At 72.6% G+C, this 19,046-nt stretch carries 23 protein-coding genes; 10 read left to right on the top strand and 13 right to left on the bottom strand.

What is annotated here, in order from left to right; genetic code table 11:
• Together ACGFIB_RS19250 and ACGFIB_RS19245 are read left to right on the top strand one after the other, a co-directional pair.
• The gene (locus tag ACGFIB_RS19250; RefSeq protein WP_142571000.1) at positions 1 to 792 is read left to right on the top strand and encodes an ABC transporter permease; all 792 of its coding nucleotides are present in this window, start codon (positions 1 to 3) and stop codon (positions 790 to 792) included.
• Positions 792 to 1,592 (top strand): ABC transporter permease, encoded by an 801-nt coding sequence (locus tag ACGFIB_RS19245; RefSeq protein WP_393373543.1) that lies wholly within the window; start codon positions 792 to 794, stop codon positions 1,590 to 1,592. The genes ACGFIB_RS19250 and ACGFIB_RS19245 overlap by 1 nt, the downstream gene beginning before the upstream one ends.
• Positions 1,593 to 1,606: 14 nt before the next feature.
• Here ACGFIB_RS19245 and ACGFIB_RS19240 read toward each other — a convergent pair whose 3' ends face one another.
• A complete protein-coding gene (locus ACGFIB_RS19240) occupies positions 1,607 to 2,029 on the bottom strand; it encodes a VOC family protein (RefSeq protein ID WP_357243091.1) in 423 nt (140 codons plus the stop codon).
• A gap of 168 nt (positions 2,030 to 2,197) precedes the next feature.
• On the opposite strand from ACGFIB_RS19240, the gene ACGFIB_RS19235 reads away from it, so the two are divergent.
• The gene (locus tag ACGFIB_RS19235) at positions 2,198 to 3,235 is read left to right on the top strand and encodes a helix-turn-helix transcriptional regulator (protein WP_357243088.1); all 1,038 of its coding nucleotides are present in this window, start codon (positions 2,198 to 2,200) and stop codon (positions 3,233 to 3,235) included.
• On the opposite strand, the gene ACGFIB_RS19230 is transcribed toward ACGFIB_RS19235, so the two are convergent.
• On the bottom strand, positions 3,224 to 4,072 hold the full coding sequence (locus ACGFIB_RS19230; protein ID WP_357243085.1) for a helix-turn-helix domain-containing protein: 849 nt from the start codon (positions 4,070 to 4,072) through the stop codon (positions 3,224 to 3,226). The two genes, ACGFIB_RS19235 and ACGFIB_RS19230, sit on opposite strands and share 12 nt — an antisense overlap.
• Before the next feature lie 192 nt (positions 4,073 to 4,264).
• Here ACGFIB_RS19230 and ACGFIB_RS19225 point away from each other — a divergent pair, with 192 nt between their 5' ends.
• Entirely contained in the window at positions 4,265 to 5,026 is a 762-nt protein-coding gene (locus ACGFIB_RS19225) for an SDR family oxidoreductase (RefSeq protein WP_393373539.1), read from the top strand.
• A 172-nt stretch (positions 5,027 to 5,198) separates the two neighbouring features.
• Here ACGFIB_RS19225 and ACGFIB_RS19220 read toward each other — a convergent pair whose 3' ends face one another.
• The 3 genes from ACGFIB_RS19220 to ACGFIB_RS19210 all read right to left on the bottom strand — a co-directional run bounded on the left by ACGFIB_RS19220 (position 5,199) and on the right by ACGFIB_RS19210 (position 7,079).
• Entirely contained in the window at positions 5,199 to 5,900 is a 702-nt protein-coding gene (locus ACGFIB_RS19220) for a 2-phosphosulfolactate phosphatase (RefSeq protein WP_393373536.1), read from the bottom strand.
• A gap of 59 nt (positions 5,901 to 5,959) precedes the next feature.
• Positions 5,960 to 6,283, bottom strand: a complete 324-nt coding sequence (locus ACGFIB_RS19215; protein ID WP_357260350.1) for a VOC family protein — start codon at positions 6,281 to 6,283, stop codon at positions 5,960 to 5,962.
• A gap of 346 nt (positions 6,284 to 6,629) precedes the next feature.
• Positions 6,630 to 7,079 carry a MarR family winged helix-turn-helix transcriptional regulator gene (locus ACGFIB_RS19210; RefSeq protein ID WP_393373533.1) on the bottom strand — a complete coding sequence of 150 codons (450 nt, stop codon included), beginning with the start codon at positions 7,077 to 7,079 and terminating at the stop codon, positions 6,630 to 6,632.
• Between the two features lie 84 nt (positions 7,080 to 7,163).
• Here ACGFIB_RS19210 and ACGFIB_RS19205 point away from each other — a divergent pair, with 84 nt between their 5' ends.
• A complete protein-coding gene (locus ACGFIB_RS19205; RefSeq protein ID WP_393373531.1) occupies positions 7,164 to 8,186 on the top strand; it encodes an NAD-dependent epimerase/dehydratase family protein in 1,023 nt (340 codons plus the stop codon).
• A gap of 28 nt (positions 8,187 to 8,214) precedes the next feature.
• The gene (locus tag ACGFIB_RS19200) at positions 8,215 to 8,958 is read left to right on the top strand and encodes a helix-turn-helix domain-containing protein (RefSeq protein WP_393373528.1); all 744 of its coding nucleotides are present in this window, start codon (positions 8,215 to 8,217) and stop codon (positions 8,956 to 8,958) included.
• A gap of 76 nt (positions 8,959 to 9,034) precedes the next feature.
• Here the strand turns inward: ACGFIB_RS19200 and ACGFIB_RS19195 are convergent, their stop codons facing one another.
• The 5 genes from ACGFIB_RS19195 to ACGFIB_RS19175 form a co-directional block, all read right to left on the bottom strand.
• On the bottom strand, positions 9,035 to 9,433 hold the full coding sequence (locus ACGFIB_RS19195; RefSeq protein WP_357260362.1) for a VOC family protein: 399 nt from the start codon (positions 9,431 to 9,433) through the stop codon (positions 9,035 to 9,037).
• Positions 9,434 to 9,485: 52 nt separating this feature from the next.
• Positions 9,486 to 9,803: a DUF952 domain-containing protein gene (locus ACGFIB_RS19190; RefSeq protein WP_142571010.1), complete on the bottom strand. Its 318-nt coding sequence runs from the start codon at positions 9,801 to 9,803 to the stop codon at positions 9,486 to 9,488.
• The gene (locus ACGFIB_RS19185; protein WP_393373525.1) at positions 9,800 to 10,468 is read right to left on the bottom strand and encodes a TetR/AcrR family transcriptional regulator; all 669 of its coding nucleotides are present in this window, start codon (positions 10,466 to 10,468) and stop codon (positions 9,800 to 9,802) included. The genes ACGFIB_RS19190 and ACGFIB_RS19185 overlap by 4 nt, the downstream gene beginning before the upstream one ends.
• 108 nt (positions 10,469 to 10,576) lie before the next feature.
• Positions 10,577 to 10,900: a DMT family transporter gene (locus ACGFIB_RS19180; RefSeq protein WP_030508172.1), complete on the bottom strand. Its 324-nt coding sequence runs from the start codon at positions 10,898 to 10,900 to the stop codon at positions 10,577 to 10,579.
• 195 nt (positions 10,901 to 11,095) lie between these two features.
• Complete coding sequence (locus ACGFIB_RS19175; protein WP_393373522.1) at positions 11,096 to 12,316, bottom strand: cytochrome P450 family protein; 1,221 nt, start codon at positions 12,314 to 12,316, stop codon at positions 11,096 to 11,098.
• Positions 12,317 to 12,419: 103 nt separating this feature from the next.
• Between ACGFIB_RS19175 and ACGFIB_RS19170 the strand changes: the two genes are divergently transcribed.
• Positions 12,420 to 13,571, top strand: a complete 1,152-nt coding sequence (locus ACGFIB_RS19170) for a TetR/AcrR family transcriptional regulator (protein ID WP_393373519.1) — start codon at positions 12,420 to 12,422, stop codon at positions 13,569 to 13,571.
• 94 nt (positions 13,572 to 13,665) lie between these two features.
• Here the strand turns inward: ACGFIB_RS19170 and ACGFIB_RS19165 are convergent, their stop codons facing one another.
• Positions 13,666 to 13,860: a hypothetical protein gene (locus ACGFIB_RS19165; protein ID WP_393373517.1), complete on the bottom strand. Its 195-nt coding sequence runs from the start codon at positions 13,858 to 13,860 to the stop codon at positions 13,666 to 13,668.
• Here ACGFIB_RS19165 and ACGFIB_RS19160 point away from each other — a divergent pair.
• Positions 13,843 to 14,868 carry a radical SAM protein gene (locus ACGFIB_RS19160; RefSeq protein ID WP_393373514.1) on the top strand — a complete coding sequence of 342 codons (1,026 nt, stop codon included), beginning with the start codon at positions 13,843 to 13,845 and terminating at the stop codon, positions 14,866 to 14,868. The two genes, ACGFIB_RS19165 and ACGFIB_RS19160, sit on opposite strands and share 18 nt — an antisense overlap.
• A gap of 214 nt (positions 14,869 to 15,082) precedes the next feature.
• Positions 15,083 to 16,231 (top strand): epoxide hydrolase family protein, encoded by a 1,149-nt coding sequence (locus ACGFIB_RS19155; protein WP_393373512.1) that lies wholly within the window; start codon positions 15,083 to 15,085, stop codon positions 16,229 to 16,231.
• Between the two features lie 144 nt (positions 16,232 to 16,375).
• Here the strand turns inward: ACGFIB_RS19155 and ACGFIB_RS19150 are convergent, their stop codons facing one another.
• Positions 16,376 to 17,260 carry a sigma-70 family RNA polymerase sigma factor gene (locus tag ACGFIB_RS19150; protein ID WP_393373509.1) on the bottom strand — a complete coding sequence of 295 codons (885 nt, stop codon included), beginning with the start codon at positions 17,258 to 17,260 and terminating at the stop codon, positions 16,376 to 16,378.
• Between the two features lie 83 nt (positions 17,261 to 17,343).
• Here ACGFIB_RS19150 and ACGFIB_RS19145 point away from each other — a divergent pair, with 83 nt between their 5' ends.
• Positions 17,344 to 17,793: a carboxymuconolactone decarboxylase family protein gene (locus tag ACGFIB_RS19145; protein ID WP_393373507.1), complete on the top strand. Its 450-nt coding sequence runs from the start codon at positions 17,344 to 17,346 to the stop codon at positions 17,791 to 17,793.
• An 85-nt stretch (positions 17,794 to 17,878) separates the two neighbouring features.
• Here the strand turns inward: ACGFIB_RS19145 and ACGFIB_RS19140 are convergent, their stop codons facing one another.
• Positions 17,879 to 18,739: a class I SAM-dependent methyltransferase gene (locus tag ACGFIB_RS19140; protein WP_357260387.1), complete on the bottom strand. Its 861-nt coding sequence runs from the start codon at positions 18,737 to 18,739 to the stop codon at positions 17,879 to 17,881.
• Positions 18,740 to 19,046 lie beyond the last annotated feature (307 nt).

The raw sequence follows: 19,046 nt of genomic DNA, 5'->3' as shown, positions 1-19,046 counted from the left end.
ATGGCACTGCGGACCGAGACGGCTGCGGCGCGGGTGGTGCATCCGACGGTCGCGGTGCTGGAGCGGCACCTGACCCTCTACCGGCGGTTGTGGCAGGCGTCGGTGTTCTCCTCGTTCGTGCTGCCGGTGCTGTTCCTGCTGAGCATCGGCATCGGGGTGGGGGGTTATGTCGGCAGGGTGCAGGGGGTCGATTACCTGTCGTGGATCGTGCCGGGCGTGCTCGCGTCGACGGCGTTCCAGATCGCGGTGGGCGAGTCGACCTATTCGGTGCTGGGTGACTTCAAGTGGGTCCGGGCCTACCACGCGATGCGGGCCACGCCGGTGGAGCCGGTGGACATGGTCCGGGGGCATCTGCTCTACCTGGTCTTCCGGGTGACGATCGCCGTCGTGGCCTTCCTGGTCGTGGTGGTGTTCTTCGGCGGGCTGCACTCGCCGTGGGCGCTGGTCACCCCGCTGGTGTGCGCGTTGCTGACGGTGTCGGTGGCGGCGCCGGTGACGGCGTTCGCCGCCACGATCGACCATGACAGTTATTTCTCACTGCTGTTTCGGCTCGTGGTGCTTCCTGCGTCGTTGTTCTCGGGGGTGTTCTTCCCGGTCGAGCAGCTCACGGCGGTGTTGCGCCCGCTGGCGTACGCCTCGCCGATGTGGCATGCGGTGGAGCTGTGCCGGGCGGCGACGCTGGGCAGGGCCCCGGCCTGGCCGGTTCCGGTGCATGCCGGCTACCTGCTGGTGTGGGCGGTGGCGGGTCTTTTCCTGGCGGTGCGGGCGTTCCGCCGGAAGCTGGAGGACTGATGGTGACGACGCTGGTGGCGTCCCGGGTCTCCCCCGGCCGGGTGGGCGCCGTCATCGGCCGCAATGTGGGGGCGCTGCGCTCCGGGCCGTCGTACTGGATCGTGCTGCTGTCGGGCTTCTTCGAGCCGTTGCTGTATCTGCTGTCGATCGGTGTCGGTGTCGGCGCGCTGATCGGTGAGCTGACGGTGGACGGGCGGACCATGCCGTACGCGACGTTCGTCGCGCCGGCGATGCTGGCGGTGTCGGCGATGTCGGGGGCACTGGCCGAGACGACGTTCAACTTCTTTTTCAAGTTGAAGTACATGAAGACGTTCGAGGCGGTGCTGGCGACGCCGGTGCGGCCCATCGAGATCGCGGTGGGCGAGCTGGTGTGGGCGATCGTCCGGGGTTCGCTCTACACCGTGATCTTCCTGGTCGTGATGGTGGTGATGGGGCTGGTGGAGCCCGGCTGGGCGCTGGCCGCGTTTCCGGCGACCGTGCTGGTGGGGCTGGCCTTCGGCGGGCTGGGCATGGCGGTCAGCACGCTGATGCGCGGGTGGCAGGACTTCGATCTGATGGGCACCGGGCAGTTCGCGTTGTTCCTGTTCTCCGGGACGTTCTCCCCGGTGCAGGGCTACCCGGTCGGGGTCGAGGTGCTGATCCAGCTCACGCCGCTCTACCACGCGGTGGAGCTGGTGCGGGGCCTGTGCATGGGGGTGCTGGAGTGGGGGCTGCTGGGGCACGCGGCCTACCTGGTCGTGCTGGCCGGGGCGGGGGTCTGGTTCGCCTCCCGGCGCCTGGCCAGGACCTTGTGTGACTGACCGTGTGGGGAAGGTCAGCCGGTGTAGAGGGCCGCGACGTCCAGGACCCAGACGACGCCGAAGGGGTCCTTGAGCATGCCGTAGAGCGGCGCCCACTGCGCGGGCTCCAGCGGCCGCACGACGGTCGAGCCGGCGGCCAGCTTCTCCCACAGGGCGGTGATCTCGCCGGTGTCGTCGCCGCGTACGGAGACGAAGACGGCGTTCTCACCCTGGTTCCACGGTGTGTGGGAGGGCGCGTCGTAGGCCATGACGTGGAAGCCGTTGTCCGCGATCACCTGGCCCCACATCACCCAGTCGGCCTCGTCCGGGTTCTGCGCGGTGCCCGCGTCCTTGTAGGTGACGGCGGCGACGTTCCCGCCGAAGACGGAGTGATAGAAGTCGAGCGCTGCGCGGGCGTCGCCGCGGAAGTTCAGGTGGGTCGTGGTGGTGATGGACATGACGGCTCCTCGCCTGGATCACTGGGACAAGCGCCGGAGGGGCTCGCGTCACAAGCGGCAGGGCGTGTGTCGCTGCCGCGGGTGCGGCCCCCGGTCCGGCGTCGGTGACCTCAGGTTTCCACCGGTAGCGGACAGGGTGTGTCCGCTACCGGGAGCAGGATGGGCCTCATGCCGAAGACGTCCGCGCGACTGCTCGCGCTTCTGTCGCTGCTGCAGACCCGTCGTCACTGGTCGGGCGAGGACCTGGCCGAGCGGCTGCGCATCAGTGCGCGTACGGTCCGCCGTGACGTGGACCGTCTGCGCGAGCTCGGTTATCCGATCACTACCTTCAAGGGGCCCGACGGCGGATACCGGCTCGATGCCGGTTCGCGGCTGCCTCCGCTGCTGTTCGACGACGACCAGGCCGTCGCCCTCGCCGTGGCCCTCCAAACGGCCACCACAACCGGCGCCGGCATCGGGGAGGCCGCGGCGCGTGCGCTGAACACCGTCCGGCAGGTCATGCCCGCGCGGCTGCGCCGCCGGATCGACACCCTCCAGGTCACCGCCGTCGAGGGGCCCGCGACGCGGCCGGACGTACGGGTCGACGGCGGCGTGCTCGCGGCGCTCAGCGCCGCCGTCCACGCCGGTGAGGTGCTGCGTTTCGACTACGCGGCCGCGTCCCCGCAGGAGGCGGACGACGACGGGGTGCTGACGCCGCCGCGCCGGGTGGAGCCTCATCATCTGGTCACCTGGGGCGGGCGCTGGTATCTGGTCGCCTGGGACCTCGACCGCGAGGACTGGCGCACCTTCCGCGCCGATCGGATCACCCCCCGCTCCCCCACCGGGCCGCGTTTCCCTCCGCGCGAGGTGCCCGGAGGTGATGTGGCCGCTTTCGTGGCCGGAAGGTTCCGGGGCTTCGACGGCTCCGGCGACTGGCCCTGCCGGGGTGAGGTGATCCTCGACCTGCCGGCCGCCACCGTGTCCGGATACACCCGCGACGGAGTCGTGGAGGAGCTCGGCCCGGACCGCTGCCGGCTCGTACTCGGCTCATGGTCGTGGCCTGGCCTGGCCGCCGCCGTCGGCAGGTTCGACGCCGACATCGAGGTCGTCGGCCCGGCCGAGCTCAGGGAGGCTTTCGCGCAGCTGGCCCGCCGTTACGCCAGGGCCGCGATCGGCGCGAGGGGTGGCGTGGGGAGGGCCGATCCGATGCTCAGGTCATGTAGGTGAGCCGGCGCCCGTCGGGGCGGGTGCCGTCCGGGCCATAGAGGCGAGGATGCGGAGTTTCTCGTCGCTCTCGCTGCCCTGATCGGCGTAGTAGAGCACCAGGAGCAGGCCGTCCACGGGGAGCTTGTCCCGGTGCAGGCGCAACTCACCGACGACGGGATGGTTCACGGTGGTGGTGCCGCCGTCGAGGGTGCGGATGTCGTGGCGCGCCCAGAGGGTTCGGAAGCGCTCGCTCGACAGGGCGAGCTCGCCGACCAGTTCCACGAAGCGCGGGTTGTCGATGTCGTCCCCGGCGGACTTCCTGAAGGCGGCGATGAATCCTTCCGCGGAGCGTGTCCAGTCCTGCTGGAACGCCTGCTCCTCGGGATCGAGTAGCAGCGACCGCAGACGGTTGTACCCGGGCTGGAGGCGCGGAGAGAGCGCGACCGCGAGCCGGTTGGAGGCGAGCACGTCGAACGCGCGGCCCTCCACGAAGGCGGGGACCTGCACGCTCGCGAGGAGCTGGTGCAACCGCGCGGGGACGCGTTCGGGCTTCCTGCGCGGCCGGGACCTGGGACGTGCGGCGGCCAGGCCGAGAAGGTAGTCCTGTTCGAGCTCGTCGAGGTGCAGGACCCGCGCGAGCGATTCGAGCACCTGCGTTGAGGGGTTCCTGTCGCGGCCGCGCTCCAGCCGCAGGTAGTAGTCGGCGCTGATGCCCGCGAGCATGGCGACCTCTTCACGGCGAAGCCCCGGAACGCGCCGGTTCAGGCCCGGCGCGAGCCCGGCCTGCTGCGGGGTGACCAGGGCCCGCCGGGCACGCAGGTAGCCGCCGAGCAGATTGGCACGCGTGTCGTCGCTCATGTTCGCCATCGTATTTCGGGCTTTCCGCGCCAAGGGGGCCCTGGCAGGACCCCGGAAGACGGGGGCACTGCCTCCAGCCGGAGAGCGGATCGACACTGAAGACGCCGCGGCGCAGGAGCCGCGATCCGGAACTTCGACGAGCGCGCCCAGCGGCTTTGCCGCCGACGGGCCCGCCCTGAGCAGGAGCGATCAATGGACATCACCAACCGCACGGTCTTCATCGCCGGCGCCACCTCGGGAATCGGTCTAGAGCTCGCTCGCCGCTTCGCCGCGGCCGGCAGCTCCGTCGTCCTGGGCGGCCGGCGGGCCGACCTGCTCGACCGGCTCGCAGCCGAGGGGTTCGGCACCGTTCCCATCGACGTGACCGACCAGGACAGCGTCGGCCGTGCCCGCGACGCGATCCTCCGCAGCCACCCGGGCCTCGACACGATCGTGACGATGTCCGGGATCGGGATGCCCGAGGACCTGCGCGATCCCGCGCACTTCGGCGCCGCACGGCAGATGATCGACACCAACCTCTTGGGCACCATCCGCGTCATCGACGCGTTCACCCCGCACCTGGTCGGGCGCGGCGCCGGCGCCGTCATCACGGTCACCTCGGGTATCGGGTTCCTGCCGTTCCCGGTCATGCCGACGTACGCGGCGTCGAAGGCCGCGGTGCACGCCTACACCGAGGCGCTGCGCGCGCAACTGGACGGCACGGGCATCGAGGTGTCCGAGCTCGTCCCCCCGGCTGTGGCCACCACGCCCGAGCAGGCTCGGCTCAACCCCCGCGCGCTCGACCTCGCCGAGTTCGCCGCCGAGGTGATGGATCTGCTCCAGGCCGATCCCACTCCGCGCGAGATCCTCGTCAAGGGCGTGCTGATGCACCGCTGGGCCGAGCGCGACGGCACGTACGCCGGTCTGGTCGCCCAGCGGTCGCAGGCGCTCGCGATGCTCCCGAGCCGTCAGTAGGCGCGGACGGGCAGTCCCGGACCGGTCATGGTTGGGGCGGGGCCGCCTCGAGGAGAGCACGTCCGGCCGTGGTGAGCTCGTGCGTGGCCGGGCGGCGGCTACTCGCCGCGGGACTTCGGGGACGCCTCGCCGTCGTCGCCGGGCGGTGGCGAGGGTCGGACCTCACCAGCGATCAGGTCGAGGCCTCGCCGGTCAGCGGGGGCACGGCGTACGGGCGGAGGACCATGAGCGGCTCCTCCAAGGCCGCCACCATGGCGAAGGGGAACCGGTCGAGTTCGAGGCAGAGCGCGACGTCATCGGCATGGGCTCCTTGACGCACGCCCTGCGCCAACTCGGCGGCGGCGCGTGAGGTGCCGGCGCGGCGGAGGAACTCGGTCGGATCCGTCCTGGCCCCGGTGGCCCGCTGGGCGATGTATTGGGCGCATGCCAGATCTTCTTCGGCGTGCCCGTCGTCGCCGGTGACCACGAACGTGACACTGCCGCACTCGCGTGTCAGTAACAGCCGGGCCGTTGCCTCCGCCACCACGAAGGCGGCGCACAGCACGAGCGACGCCTCCTTGACCGCAAGAGCGCCGACCGTCCCTGCCGTGGTCTTCTGCACGACGGTCCGCCCGGCAAGGTCGACCGACCGCAGCAGGCCCGGTGAGTTGACGGTGTCGAACCCGGCCGCGGGCGGACCGTCCTTGAGCGTCACCCAATCCGGGTGGCGAGCCTTGAGCGCCAGGGCTTCGTCCAGCGATTCAGCGAGAACGATCTTTTCCGCTCCCCGGGCGAAGGCCCAGGCGGCCACGGTGAAGGCACGCATGACGTCGACGACGACCGCTGTGGACGGGGTCTCGGCCAGCTCAGCGATCCCAAGGAAGCGGACGTCCATCCAGTCATGATCACACATTCCCGATCCGGAGCACCCGGGCGGGTCGGCGGCAGGCCCGCTCAGGACACGCACACGCAGAACTCGTTGCCTTCGGGATCTCGCCAGACCTGCCAGAGATCCTCGTGCATCTCCCCTGCCGGGGTGGCCCCGAGCGCGGTGGCGCGGGCGACCGCGGCGGCGAAGTCGTCGGTGACCAGGTCCAGGTGGACGCGATTCTTCGCGGTCTTGGGTTCGGAGACCCGCTGCAGGGCCAGGTCGGGACCGAGACTGATCCAGTCGTCCTCGCGACGGGTGATGTCCCGCTCCAGCAGGCGGCTCCAGAACGCGGCGAGCCCGTCGAGGTCGTTGACGTCGATGACCACGCCACCCACGCGAATGCTCATTGCTCCCCTCTCGGCGTACGGATCGATTATGTCCGGGCCCGGTTGTCCGGCCCGGACCGGATATCGACCATGACAGAAGGAGGATCTTCCGAGGGGGCGTGAGCATGAGCCCGGTTGCCATAGGCCGTCTCAGCGGTGAGGACTGGCGCACCTGGCGTCGTCTGCGCCTGCCGGGGCCGTCGAGTTGTTCGGCATGTGGGTGCGTCCCCGGGCCAGAGGCGGTCGGATCGCCGAGCGCCTGGCACTGGAGGTGGTGGCCTGGGCGCGCGAGACAGGGCGGTCCCGGACTCGTGACGCTGCCGCGCTGATGGCGTCCTCCCTCGGAGGAGCTGGACGCGGGCGTACCTCAGTCCCCGTCCGCACCGGGGCCGGGGGGTGGTGCGGATGCGGTCATCCGTTCGATGATCTTCTTCAGTGCGCTGTGCAGGTGGCGCCGCTCCTCGTCGGTGAGGGTCGCGGTGGCATGTTCGGCCAGCAGGCGCCTGGCCTCGGCGATCGGTTGCTCCGCGGCGCGAGCCTTCGGGGTCAGGTGCAGCCGGACGAGCCTGCCGTCCGCCGGGTCGCGGCGCCGCACGAGCAGTCCGGCCGCCTCCATCCGGGTGGCGGTGTTGACGACGGTCGGGGTGGTGACCTGCAGGCGGGCCGCCAGCTCCCCGGGTGTCAGCCCGTCGGTCTCCCATAGGACCTCCAGCACGAGGTTCTGCCCCACGCGCACGCCGTGGCGGCTCATCGCCTCGTCCGCCGCCGCCCGCAACAGCTTCTGGGCCCGCGTGAGCAGCCTCAGCACTTCGGTCACCTGGCCATCCTACGATTCGTTTGCGCGCTAATGATCCCGCCGCTACGCTTATCATTAGCTTGCTATCGATTTGGAGGGATCCGCATGATCCTCGTGACGGGCGGACGCGGCTTCATCGGCGCGCACACCGTGCGTGCCCTGCTCGACCTCGGCGAACGCTGCGTGCTCGGCCAGCGGGCGGCGGGACCCCCGCCGGCCCTGGTGAGCGAACGGGAGGTGCGGGAGGGGCGGGCCGTGGTGGAGCCGATGGACTGCACCGACCCCGGCAGCGTCCTGGCGGCAGGCAGGCGTCACCGCGTGACCGGCATCGTGCACCTGGCGGCGGCGGGGATGGGCGCATCGGCGCCGCTGGACGAGCTGTCGGCCAACGCCGCCGGGCTGTTCGCCGTGCTGCGCGCGGCGCGGGAGTGGGGCGCCGGCCGCGTCGTCGTCGCGAGCACGATCGGCGTGTACGCGGGGGTCACGGACCAGGTCCTCCGCGAGGACGCGCCGTTGCCGGTCGCGAGCCCGCATGCGATTCCCGCCGGCAAGAAGATCGCAGAAGTGGTCGCCGACGCCGCCGCGTCCTCCGGGCTGGACGTCGTCGCCGCCCGGATCGGGGCGATCTGGGGCCCGCTGGGCAGGCCGTCCTCGCCGTTCCTCGCCGCTCCCCGGCTCGTGCACACCGCCGCGCGGCATGCGATGGCGGCCGGCGGCGCGAGCGTCTCCTCTACCGCCCGCGCGGGGGAAACCCAGGCCGCAGGCGAGGGCGGCGTGCCAGGCGAGGCGGCGCCTTCCTACGCGGAGGACGCCGTCGACATGTGCTACGCGCGCGACTGCGGGCGGGCCCTCGCGCTCCTGCAGACGACGGCGACGCTGCGCCACCGCACCTACAACGTCGGCGGGGGCCGGGCCGTCGCCAACCGGGAGGTCGCCGCCGCCATCGGCAGGGCCGTGCCGGGAGCGGCACCCGCGCTGCTCCCCGGGCGCTCCCAGGGAGCGCCCGCCGTGGACGCCTGTCTCGACATCTCCCGGCTGCGGGAGGACACCGGCTACGCCTCCGAGTGGGACCTCGACCGGGCCATCACCGACTACGTCGGCTGGCTGCGGGCGGGCAACCCCCGCTGATCGCCGCGCCCACGGGATAATGCGGGCCATGTACCGGGAGAGGGTGTCGCGGGTGCCGGACGCGGTGCTGTGGTGGAGCACCGCCCCCGGCACCGCGACCGCCGGGCGACGCGTGCTGCCCGACGGATGCATGGACGTGATCTGGGCGGACGGCGCGTTGCTGGTGGCGGGCCCGGACACCGCCGCGCACGTGGTGACCGACCGGCCCGGCGCCCGCTACGTGGGGCTTCGCTTCGGGCCAGGCACCGGCCCGGCCGTCTTCGGGGTCCCGGCGCGTGAGCTGCGCGACCTGAGGGTGCCGCTGGACGACCTGTGGCCGGACGCCGAGGCGCGGCGGCTGACGGAGCGGGCGGGCGAGGCCGCCGATGCGGGCCCTGCACTGGGCCCTGCACTGGCCCCTGCACTGGCCCCTGTTCTGGGCGCGGTGCTTGAGGAGGAGGCGGCGCGCCGCCTGGGCGCGACGCGCCGCCCCGTCGACACCCCTCTCGTCGGCTGCGTCGTCGAGGGCGTGCGCGCGGGCCGGCCGGTCGCGCGGATCGCCGCCGACACGGGGATCGGCGAGCGGCGGCTGCACCGCCGGTGCCTGGACGCGTTCGGGTACGGGCCGCGGACGCTCGGCCGTATCCTGCGGATGAACAGGGCGGTGGACCTGGCCCGTGGGGGCACGCCGCCGGCCACAGTGGCCGCCGTCGCCGGGTACGCCGACCAGGCCCACCTGTCTCGTGAGGTGAGGTCGCTGACCGGCGTGACCCTCGGCGCGCTGATCCGCTGAGCTGTGCCGCCCGCAATCCGGGTCACCGCCGACCCGTGTGACCCGTTACCTGGGGACCCGCTGGTCTGGGGCCCCGTCAGGCGGTGGGCAGGGCGGCGAACAGGTCCACGCCGTTGCCGTCCGGGTCGTGCACCACCGCGTAGCGCTGCCCCCAGAACGCGTCCCACGGCGGCAGGTATCCCTCGTATCCGGCCTCGACCAGGTCCGCGTACAGGCGGTCGACCTCCTCGGGGCCGTCGCAGCGGAAGGCCAGCGCCATGCGCGGCCCACCGCTGCCGGGTGACCAGGCAGGGTCGAACGAACGGACGACGTCAGCGGTGTCCCATACGAGGCGCAGCCCGCCGGGCAGGGTCACCTCCACGTGGGGCTCGGTGTCGGCGGAGGACGGGATGTCCAGCCCGAGCCGGCGGTAGAAGGACAGGGAGGCGGCCATGTCGGTCACGACCAGGCCGATGAGATCGAACGTAGGTGCCATGACGACCACGCTAGGGGCCGGGCCGGTCGGTCGTCTTGAACGAAACGGACACTCAGCGGGAGAAGGGCGTGACGGCCGTGACGGCGGTCACCGGGATCGGCCCGTAGATGTGGGGGAACTCCTCGTCCGCCCCCTCGGGCACCTCTCGCCTGACCGGGCAGCCGAGCCGGTCCTCGTCGATCTCCAGCAGCACCAGGGGCTCGGTGACGTGGCCGTAGTAGCGGCCTGCCACGCCGCGCGCCTGGGCCGGGTCGGCCGAGGCGTGGATGTAGCCTTCCTCCTCCAGGGTCCGGCCGAGGGTCGAAACGCGGTATTCGCCCGTGATGACGGCCGCGTCCCAGTCGGCGGCCAGCGCGAGATGGAAAATCATGGGCCGACCCTAGCGGGCGGTCCGAGTGCGGCCAGCGCGCGGGCCACCGCCTCCCGGGCCCGCTGCCCGCCGTCGGGGCGGGCCTCCACGACCTCTTCCACCCACAGTCCCGACAGCAGACCGGCGACGAAGCGGACCTCCCCCGGCCCGCAGGGGTAACCGGCGCATTCGAGCACCGCGGCGACGACGTCGTCGCAGCCGTCGGTCCAGGCGCGGGCGATGGCCTGCAACGCCGGGTCGCGGCCGGCCTGGAGGTACAGCTCCCACAGGCCGAGCTGGCGCAGCCGGTCGGAGGCGTACACGCCGGTGAGGGTCTCGGCGACCGCCGGCGGCGTACGGCCCGCGAGGTGGTCCACCGTCGTCCGCATGCGGGCGAGTTCACGCTCGACCAGCAGGGCGAACGCCTCGGCCAGCAACTGGTCGCGACTGGTGAAGTAATAGGAGGTGGCGGCGAGGGGCAGTCCTGCCCGGCGGGCGACGGCGCGGTGCGTCACGGCCGCGAAGCCGCCGTTGCCGAGCAGGTCGACGGCCGCGTCCAGCAGCGCCTCCCTGCGGCGTACGGCGCGCTCCTGCGGGCGCCGCGACTGGGGCGAGACGGCCCGCACGGCGACGCCGCGTGCGGGGGCCGCCGCCGGGACGGGTGCGGGCCGGTCCTGATCGGGCACGCCGTGATCCTCCCCTGGATCGTCGGGGCTCCGCCGCCGGGCGGGGAGCCGTCCGGATCACCCTTAGCGGGCGTGTGCCGCCGGGTCAAACGATCGGTGCCCGGTCGGTCAGTGCGCGCCGGAGAGGTTGAGCACGGCGACCCCGGCGATGATCAGCGCGATGCCGGCGGCCTTGACGAGGTTCATGTGCTCGCCGAGGAACAGGGCGCCGATCAGCGCGATCGCCGCGGTCCCGGTGCCCGCCCACACCGCGTACGCGATGCCGACGGGCATACGGAGCTTGAGCGCCCAGGCCAGCAGGAGGAACGAGGCGATGTACCCGGCGGCGACCACGATGGTCCAGCCCCAGCGGGTCAGGCCGTCGCTGAGTTTGAGCGCGGAGGTGGCCAGGACCTCCGAGGCGATCGCGCCGACGAGCAGGAGCCAGGCCATGGGAACCTCTTCAATAAAAACGGTACGCTTGTCCCAATTTTACGTGGCGTCGCCCCGCAAAGCCATGGGCCGGCCAACCAGGCGCTCCAGGCTTGTCGACCGGTCGCGCAGACGGGGACCATCCCCGCGCCCTGCCGCGCCCGGCCGGTCCTGGGCGCCCGTCCCGAGGACGAGCACCGCGTCATCGGCCGCGTTTCACAGGGTCACCGGCAGCGCGGTCAGCCGCCACGTGCCCGGGTCGGGGGCGCGCAGCTCGTCGGCGGGGACGGCCAGGGCCAGGCCGGGGAAGCGGCGCAGCAGCGCGGCGATCGCGACCTGGGTCTGCACGCGGGCCAGGGAGGCGCCAAGGCAGAAGTGCGGGCCGTGGGCGAACCCGAGGTGGCCGGCGCCGGGGGCCCGGGTCACCTCCAGCCGGTCGGGGTCGTCGAACACCCGCGGGTCGCGGTTGGCCGCGGCGATCAGGGCGGTCACCTTCGCACCCTCGGGCACGGTCACGCCGTGCAGTTCGACGTCTTGGCGGGCGTGGCGTGGGATCGCCAGCAGCGTGGGGCCGCACCAGCGGATGAGCTCCTCGACGGCGCCCGGCATCAGCGCGGGATCGGCGCGTACGGCGGCGAGCTGGGCCGGGTGGGACAGCAGGGCGGCCACGGCGTTGGCGATGAGGTTGGTCGGGGTCTGCCCGGCGATGACCAGGTGCCAGACCAGGGTGACGATCTCAGTGTCGCTCAGCCGGTCTCCGTCTTCGGCCTGGACGCGCACCAACTCGCCCAGCAACTCGCCCGGCACTCCCCCGGGCTTGTCGGAGTAACCGGCGCGAGCGGCGGCGACGGCGTCCGCGGCGCCCGCCATGATGCCCGGAATGGCCCGCGCGAAGTCCTGGCCGGCCCCGGCGGCGACGGTGGCGCCCCACTCGCGCCAGCGCGGGCGGTCCTGCTCGGGAATGCCGACCAGGGCGCAGATGACGTCCATCGGCAGTGGCCGGGCGAAGTGCCGCAGCAGGTCGACCCGCCCGCCGTCCGCCTGGGCGGGCAGATTGTCGAGCAGGTCGTCGAGCAGCGCCTCGACGAGGGCCTCGATCCGGGGCCGGAACTGGGCGGCCCGCCGGGGGGTGAAGGCCGGGGCGACCAGCCGGCGCAGCCGCGCGTGCCCGGGGCCGCTCATCTCGCTCATGGTCCGCATGTACGGCAGGCAGTCGTCGGGGACCTGCGGGCGCATGAAGCTGTCGGCGGTGAGCTCGAAACGGGCGTCCGCCAGCATCGCCCGCGCGCCATCGTGCCTGGTCAGAGCCCATATCGGGCCGAGGCCGGGAATCAGCAGCCGGGCGAGCGGCGCACGTTCGCGCGCCCGTCCGTACGCGGTGAAGGGGTCGCGCAGGACCTCGGGATCGGTGAGGTCCACCTCGGGCACGGGGGTCACAGGCAACTCCAAATGTTCATTCCAGATGGTCTTATCATCTGAGTGGCGACGGTATCTTGGGTCCCGCCGTACGGCAAGCGGGCGTACGCGGACGAGGAGAGGGATGGAACGCCTCACCAGGGCCGAGCTTCAGGCGCGCAACCGGGCCAGGGTGCTGACCGCCGCCCGCGACGAGTTCACCGAGCGGGGGTTCCGCGACGCCAAGGTGGACGCGATCGCCGACCGGGCGGGGCTCACCCGCGGCGCGGTCTACTCGAACTTTCCGGGCAAGCGGGCCCTGTACTTCTCGGTGCTGGCCGACCTGGCCGAGCGGGAGGCCGAGCCGGACGGCCTACGGCGGTCCTCCCCCGCGTCCGGCGAAACACCCGTCGGCGAGGCCGATGCCGAGACGAACGATGCCGGGACGGTTGATTTGGGGACACCCGCCGCGGCCACGGCCCGCGAGGCGCTCGGCGCGTTCGCCCGCGCCTGGGTCTCCCGGCTTCCGCTGGCCACCGACGGTCCGGCCAGGCTCGGCATGGACCTCATGCCGGAGGTGCTCGCCGACCAGCGGATCCGCCAGCCGTTCGCGCAGCTCATGAAGCTGAACGCGATCGTGCTCGGGCTCGCGCTCGAACGACTGGACGGGCACGCCCGCGCGCGGCGGCGGGTGCGGGTCGCGGAGACGGCCCTGACCACACTGCACGGCGCGAGCCAGATGGCCGACGCGGCGCCCGGGTTCGTCGAGCCGTTCGACATCGTCGCGGCGTGCGCCGGGTTGGCGGACCTCGATCTCGGCGACCGGTGGGATCCTCCTCACCTGCCCTTCGTGCCCCGCGCGCGGCCCGCCCGCGAGCCCTGGTCGCCGCCGCTCGCGGTGGACGCGGTGCGGGGCGAGCCGGTCCCGCTCGCGCGTGACGGCGTGGTGGCGGTCCTCGGGCTGCACCGTCTTGAGGCCGTGGAGGAAGCGGTGCGGGCCATGCCACCCGGCGGCGAGGTCACCGCGGTCCTGGTCACCGGCGATGCCGGCGAGCTGGGGCCGCTCGCCCGGCTGACCCTCGCCGACCTGCGCGCCTGCCTGCGGCAGGTGTTGCCCGCGCCGGCCTGGCCGCGCCTGCGCGTGGTGCACGACGAGGAGGGAGCCGTGGCGGCGGCGGCCGGGGTGACCGCCGTGAGCGACGGGACCGAGGCGGCCGTGCTGGTGCGGTCGGGCCGCGTGGTCGCCCGCGCCGACGGGTACGGCGCCTGTCACGCCGCCGCCTCCGCCGAACTCTGATCGACGCGCCGACCGCTGGGCCGACCGCCGGGAGGCCGGGCGACGGGCGGCGCGCGCGGGCGTGGACACTTGGCGCGAGGGTCGAATGCGTGTTCTACTGAACCTCATGCGTCGCGACGCCACTTCTTGCGCGGAGGACCAGCCCGATGCGCGGCCCCGCGGGCAGCAGCAGACGGTGCGCCGGTCCGGGCAGCAGCAGGCGCGGCAGCCCGAGCAGACGGCGCAGCAGCCCGGACACTCCATGAGACAGCCCGAGCAGCCTGAGCAGTCCGTGCGACAGTCCGAGCAACCCGCGCAGTCCGGGCGGCAGCGAGGACCGTCTGTCCAGCAGTCGCTCGTCGGTGAGGGGCCCGCCCGCCCGCGCATCGAGCGGCAGGCCGTCACCCGCGTCTTCGACGGCATCACCTGCTACGAGGTGCCGGCCCGCGCGGCGCTGGAGCGGGTGCCCGAGGCCGCCGAGTTGCCCTTCACCTGGGGCGCGAGCCCCTATCGCGGCTGCGAGGTCGGCTGCGGCTACTGCACCGCCCGGCGCGGCCACCGCTACCTCGGCCTGGATCCCGGCTGCGACTTCTCCACGAAGATCGTCGTCAAGACCGACCTGGCCCGCCGCCTGCGGCGCGAGATGGACTCCCCCCGCTGGAGCGGCGAGCCGGTCGCGCTGGGCCTCACCGGCGACTGCTACCAGCCCGCCGAGGAGATCTACCGCCTGATGCCCGGCGTCATCCGGACGCTCGCCGACGCGGCCAACCCGTTCACCGTGCTCACCAAGAGCCCGCTCGTCCTGAATGATCTGGACCTGTTACGCGAGGCCGCGAAGGTGACGCAGGTCGGTGCCCTGGTGTCGGTCGGCTTCGTCGACGACCGGCTGCGGCGCGCCGTCGAGCCAGGGGCCGCGACGCCGCAGCGGCGCCTGGAGGTCTGCGCGACGCTGAACGAGGCCGGCATTCCCTGCGGTGTGCTGATGGCGCCGATCCTGCCGCTCATCACCGACTCCACCGATCACCTGCTGGCGACCGTACGGCGGGCGGCCGAGGCGGGCGCGGTCAGCGTGACGCCCGTAGTGCTGCGCCTGCCCGCCGGTGCCCGGGAGTGGTACATGGGGTGGCTGGAGCGTGAGCATCCTGGTCTCGTGCCGCGCTACCAGGCGCTGTACGGCAGGGGCCAGGTCGCCGAGGACGGCTATCGGCGGCGGATCGCCGAGCAGGTGCGCGCCCTCGCCGAGACCTACGGCATCGGCAGGGACGCCCGGCGGTGGCGGCGGCGCCGCTCCCCCGCCCGCCAGCTCGCCCTCGTCTGACGAGAATGCGGACGAGGATGCGCCGGAGCCGTCGCGGCGCTAGCCCCGTCACCGCTGCGCCACCGCACCGGCGAAGCGGCCGGGCAGCCCGCGAAGGTGCCGGGTGAGTACAGCGACAGCATGCGGAGCAGGCGGGCCGGGGTGTCCGACATCCGTCCATGGTGATGGACATGTAGGACGGCAACTGTCCTAAACAGACGGGAGGCTGGCCGCCATGAGCACACCACAGCCGTTTCGCGTCGACGTCCCGCAGGCCGACCTCGACGACCTGACCGGCCGTCTGGCCCGCACCCGCTGGCCCGATGAGCTTCCCGGCGTCGGCTGGTCCTACGGGGTGAACAAGGACCACCTCATGGGGCTGGTCGAACACTGGTGCACCGGCTACGACTGGCGCGAGCACGAGGCCCGCCTCAACAAGGTCCCGCAGTTCACCACCGAGATCGATGGCCAGAACATTCATTTCCTGCACGTACGCTCCCCCGAGCCCGACGCCACCCCGCTGATCATCACGCACGGCTGGCCGAGCACGGTGTACGACTTCCTGGACATCCTCGGGCCGCTGACCGACCCCCGGGCGCACGGTGGGAATCCGGCGGACGCCTTCCACGTCGTCGCGCCCTCGGTGCCGGGTTTCGCGTTCTCCGGGCCGACCCGCGAGACCGGGTGGGGGGCCGGCCGCGTCGCCCGGGCCTGGGCCGAGCTCATGCGCCGCCTGGGATATGAGCGTTTCGGCGCGCAGGGGGGCGACTTCGGCAGCATCGTCTCCCCCGAGCTCGGCCGGATCGCGCCGGAGCGCGTGATCGGCGTCCATGTCAACGCGCTGGCCACCGCCTCGACGCCGATCGACCCCGGCGAGCTGGACGCGCTGTCCGGCGACGAACGCGAACAGGCCAGGCGGAACCAGTCGTGGTGGTACGGCCACTCCGGCTACGCCACCCAGATGTCCACCCGGCCGCAGACCCTGGCGTACGCGCTCAACGACTCCCCGGCCGGCCAGCTGGCGTGGAACCTGGAGTGGTTCGTGGACTGGGATCCCACCCGCACCGAGCGAACCCCCGTCGACCGCGACACCGTCTTGACCAACGTCACGATCTTCTGGCTGACCGCCACGGCGGGATCGGCCGCGCGGCTGTACCTGGAGACCGCGTCGGAGGCGTGGGGCCGGCGGCCCCCGCCCTCGCCGGTGCCGACGGGGGTGGCGAACTTCCTCGGTGACCGGGCGATCCGCGGGCTGGCCGAGCTGTCGAACACCGTCGTCCACTGGTCGCGGTTTCCCCGTGGCGGGCACTTCGCCTCGCTGCAGGCCCCGGATCTCCTGGTCGCCGACATCCGGGACTTCTTCCGGAGTCTGAGAGCCCGGTAGGGGCATGGCCGGCGTGTACGGCCCACACCGGCCACCGGCCACCTACCACCGGCCGACGAGGACGACGGCTTCGACCTGCCGGTTTTCGTCACGTCGGCGTCGGGCAACGTGAGCCTGTGGTCGATGATGACCGAGAGCGGCGATTCACTCCGGCTCGGGTAGGTCCATCGCCGCGAGCCTGGCCGGGTCGATCACGACCGTGATGCCGGTGATCCGGCCGTCGGCGATGGTGAACGCCATGACCGACAGCGGGGTGCCGTCCGCGCGCCACGACACGTATCCGGGAAGGCCGTCGACGAGCACCGCCCGGCCTCGCACGGCCGCGCCGGCGGCCACACGGCTCTGTGCGCCGGTGGCGACCTCGGTGGCGCCGAGTACGACGACCACGCCGCCGGGGGTGTCGGCGGTCAGCTTCACCTCGGGGTCGAGCACGCGCAGCAGTCCCTCGAAGTCGCCCCGGTGTGCCGCCGCCAGGAAGGCCTGGACCACCTCGCGCTGCTGCGGTCCGGCGGGCGCCGGGTGCTCGGTCGTCTGCACCTTCCTGCGGGCGCGGCTGGCGAGCATTTTGGCGGCGGCGGCGGATTTGCCGAGGATCTGGCCGATCTCGTCGAACGGCACCGCGAACAGGTCGTGCAGCACGAACGCCAGCCGCTCGCCCGGCCCGAGCGACTCGAGGACGACGAGGAGCGCGAGCCCGACCGAGTCGGCGAGCGCCACGTCGTCCTCCGGCGCGGGGCCGTCGTCGACCGTCACGACGAGCTCAGGCAGCCGGTCGTCGTAGGACGCCTCGGGGCGGGCCTGGCGCGATCGCAGGACGTCGAGGCTGATCCGGCCGACCACCGTGGTCAGCCAGCCGGCGAGGTTGTGGATGGCCGCCGTGTCCTGCCGGGAGAGCCGCAGCCAGGCCTCCTGGACCACATCCTCGGCGTCGGCGTGGGATCCGAGCATGCGGTAGGCGACCGCGCGCAGCCGGTCGCGCTGGGCCTCGAACGTCTGGGCCACCAGGTCCGCCGGGCTGGTGTCGGACATGTTTGTTACCTTCCTCGAATGCGCTTCGTCATCGGGATGACGGGCCCGGACGGGCCGAGGTAACCGATGAAGGAGCATCACTGATGGAAGCACGCATGAAGAGCCCGGCGAATCCCGACGTGATCACGGCAGTCCAGCACCTCTACAAGGCGATTCACGCCGGTGGCGTCGACCCGCGCGTCCTCGAGCTGGTCCACCTGCGCGCCAGCCAGATCAACGGCTGCAGCCCGTGCGTGTTCGCCGGGGTCGCGTCGGCGAAGAAGCACGGAGAGACCGACGAGCGGCTGCACAGCGTGGTGGCGTGGCGCGAGACGCCCTTCTTCACCGAGGCGGAGCGGGCGGCGCTCGCGCTGACCGAGGCCGCCACCCGCATCCAGGACGGCGCGCCGGGCGTGACCGACGAGATCTGGGAGGCCGCCGCCGCCCACTTCGACGACGGGCAGCTGTCCGCGATCATCCTGAACGTCTCGCTGACCAACTTCTTCAACCGGATCAACCGCGCGGTCCGGGAGCAGGCCGGCACGACCTGGTGAGCCGGGCGGGGCGTCATCAGCCGGTGACAGCAGGGGCGACAGTCGAAGGCCGGCGCCCCGCCACACGCGGCGGCCTTCGTCGTGCTCAGTGCGCCGCGCGCACCGCCGAGACCAGTCCGCCGCTGCCCTCGTCCTGCTGCGGCGGGGTGAGCACCGGACGGCCGTAGGCCTCGGCGCGCTCACGCAGGGTGAAGGTCTCCGCCTTCCAGCCGAGGCCGTCCAGCCAGCCGACCGGGTCCTCCGGCATCTCCGAGACCCACATCGACGCTGCCGATCCCGGAGCGGCGTCCCCGCGGAAGCGTTCGACCACACCGCGCGGGCCCAGCGTCAGGCCCATCCTGCTGCCTGCGGCGGACAGCGCGCCCACCCGTTCGAGCAGCGACTGCACCGCGTCCTTGGGCAGATAGATCAGCAGTCCCTCGGCGATCCACACTGTCGGCTGCGCCGGATCGTGCCCGGCCGCGGCCAGGGCGCCGGGCCAGTCCTCGCGCAGGTCGACCGGGACGGTGATCCGCTCGCAGCGCGGAACGGCCCGCTCCTGACGCAGCACCGATGCCTTGAAGCCCAGCGGTTCGGCCGTGTCGACCTCGAACAGCCGGGTCCCCGCCGGCCAGTCCATCCGGAAGGCCCTGCTGTCCATCCCGGCTCCGAGCAGCACGACCTGCCGGACGCCGGACGCGACCGCCTGGTCCAGCAGGTCGTCCAGGAACTTCGTCCGGATGACGATCGAGAGGGCCACACCGAGCCAGCGGCGCCGCGCCGCCTCGTCCGCGCGCGGGGGCGGCGGCGTCCCTGGGCCTCTCCCACCGGCCGTGGCGAAGGCCAGCGCCAGTGGGTCCCGGAACAGCGGCTGCTCGCGTGCCGTCTCCATCGCCCTCACCCGGGCCACGCCCACGGCTGTGGCCCACACCCCGGACGGCTCGACCCTTCCGGCCGCATCAGTCATGCGTGCAGCCTAGCCAGGCCGCCGGGGCGTCACACCGGCGCGGTCGGGAACAGCGCTCCGGGGCCAGGTCCAGCCTGGTGGCGACGACGTCCTTGGGCGGGGTGAGGTCCAGGTGCCGGTCACCGAAGCGGCGTAGGGTACGCGTGATCAGCGGGCTGACGGTGGCCAGGTCGTCGGGGTCCACGAGATGGCCGGCTGGTTCACCTTCGCATCGGGAGGCCGCTCGGCGAATCGGTGGTGCTCTAGCCCGCCGAGTACGCCGCGCTGAGTCCGGAACGCGAGGACTACCTGCGGACGCAGCTCGTGC

Origin of the sequence: Microbispora bryophytorum (assembly GCF_043197435.1) — a bacterium.
GTDB classification, from domain to species: Bacteria; Actinomycetota; Actinomycetes; order Streptosporangiales; family Streptosporangiaceae; genus Microbispora; species Microbispora bryophytorum.
This window is presented reverse-complemented; position numbering and strand designations above follow the sequence as displayed.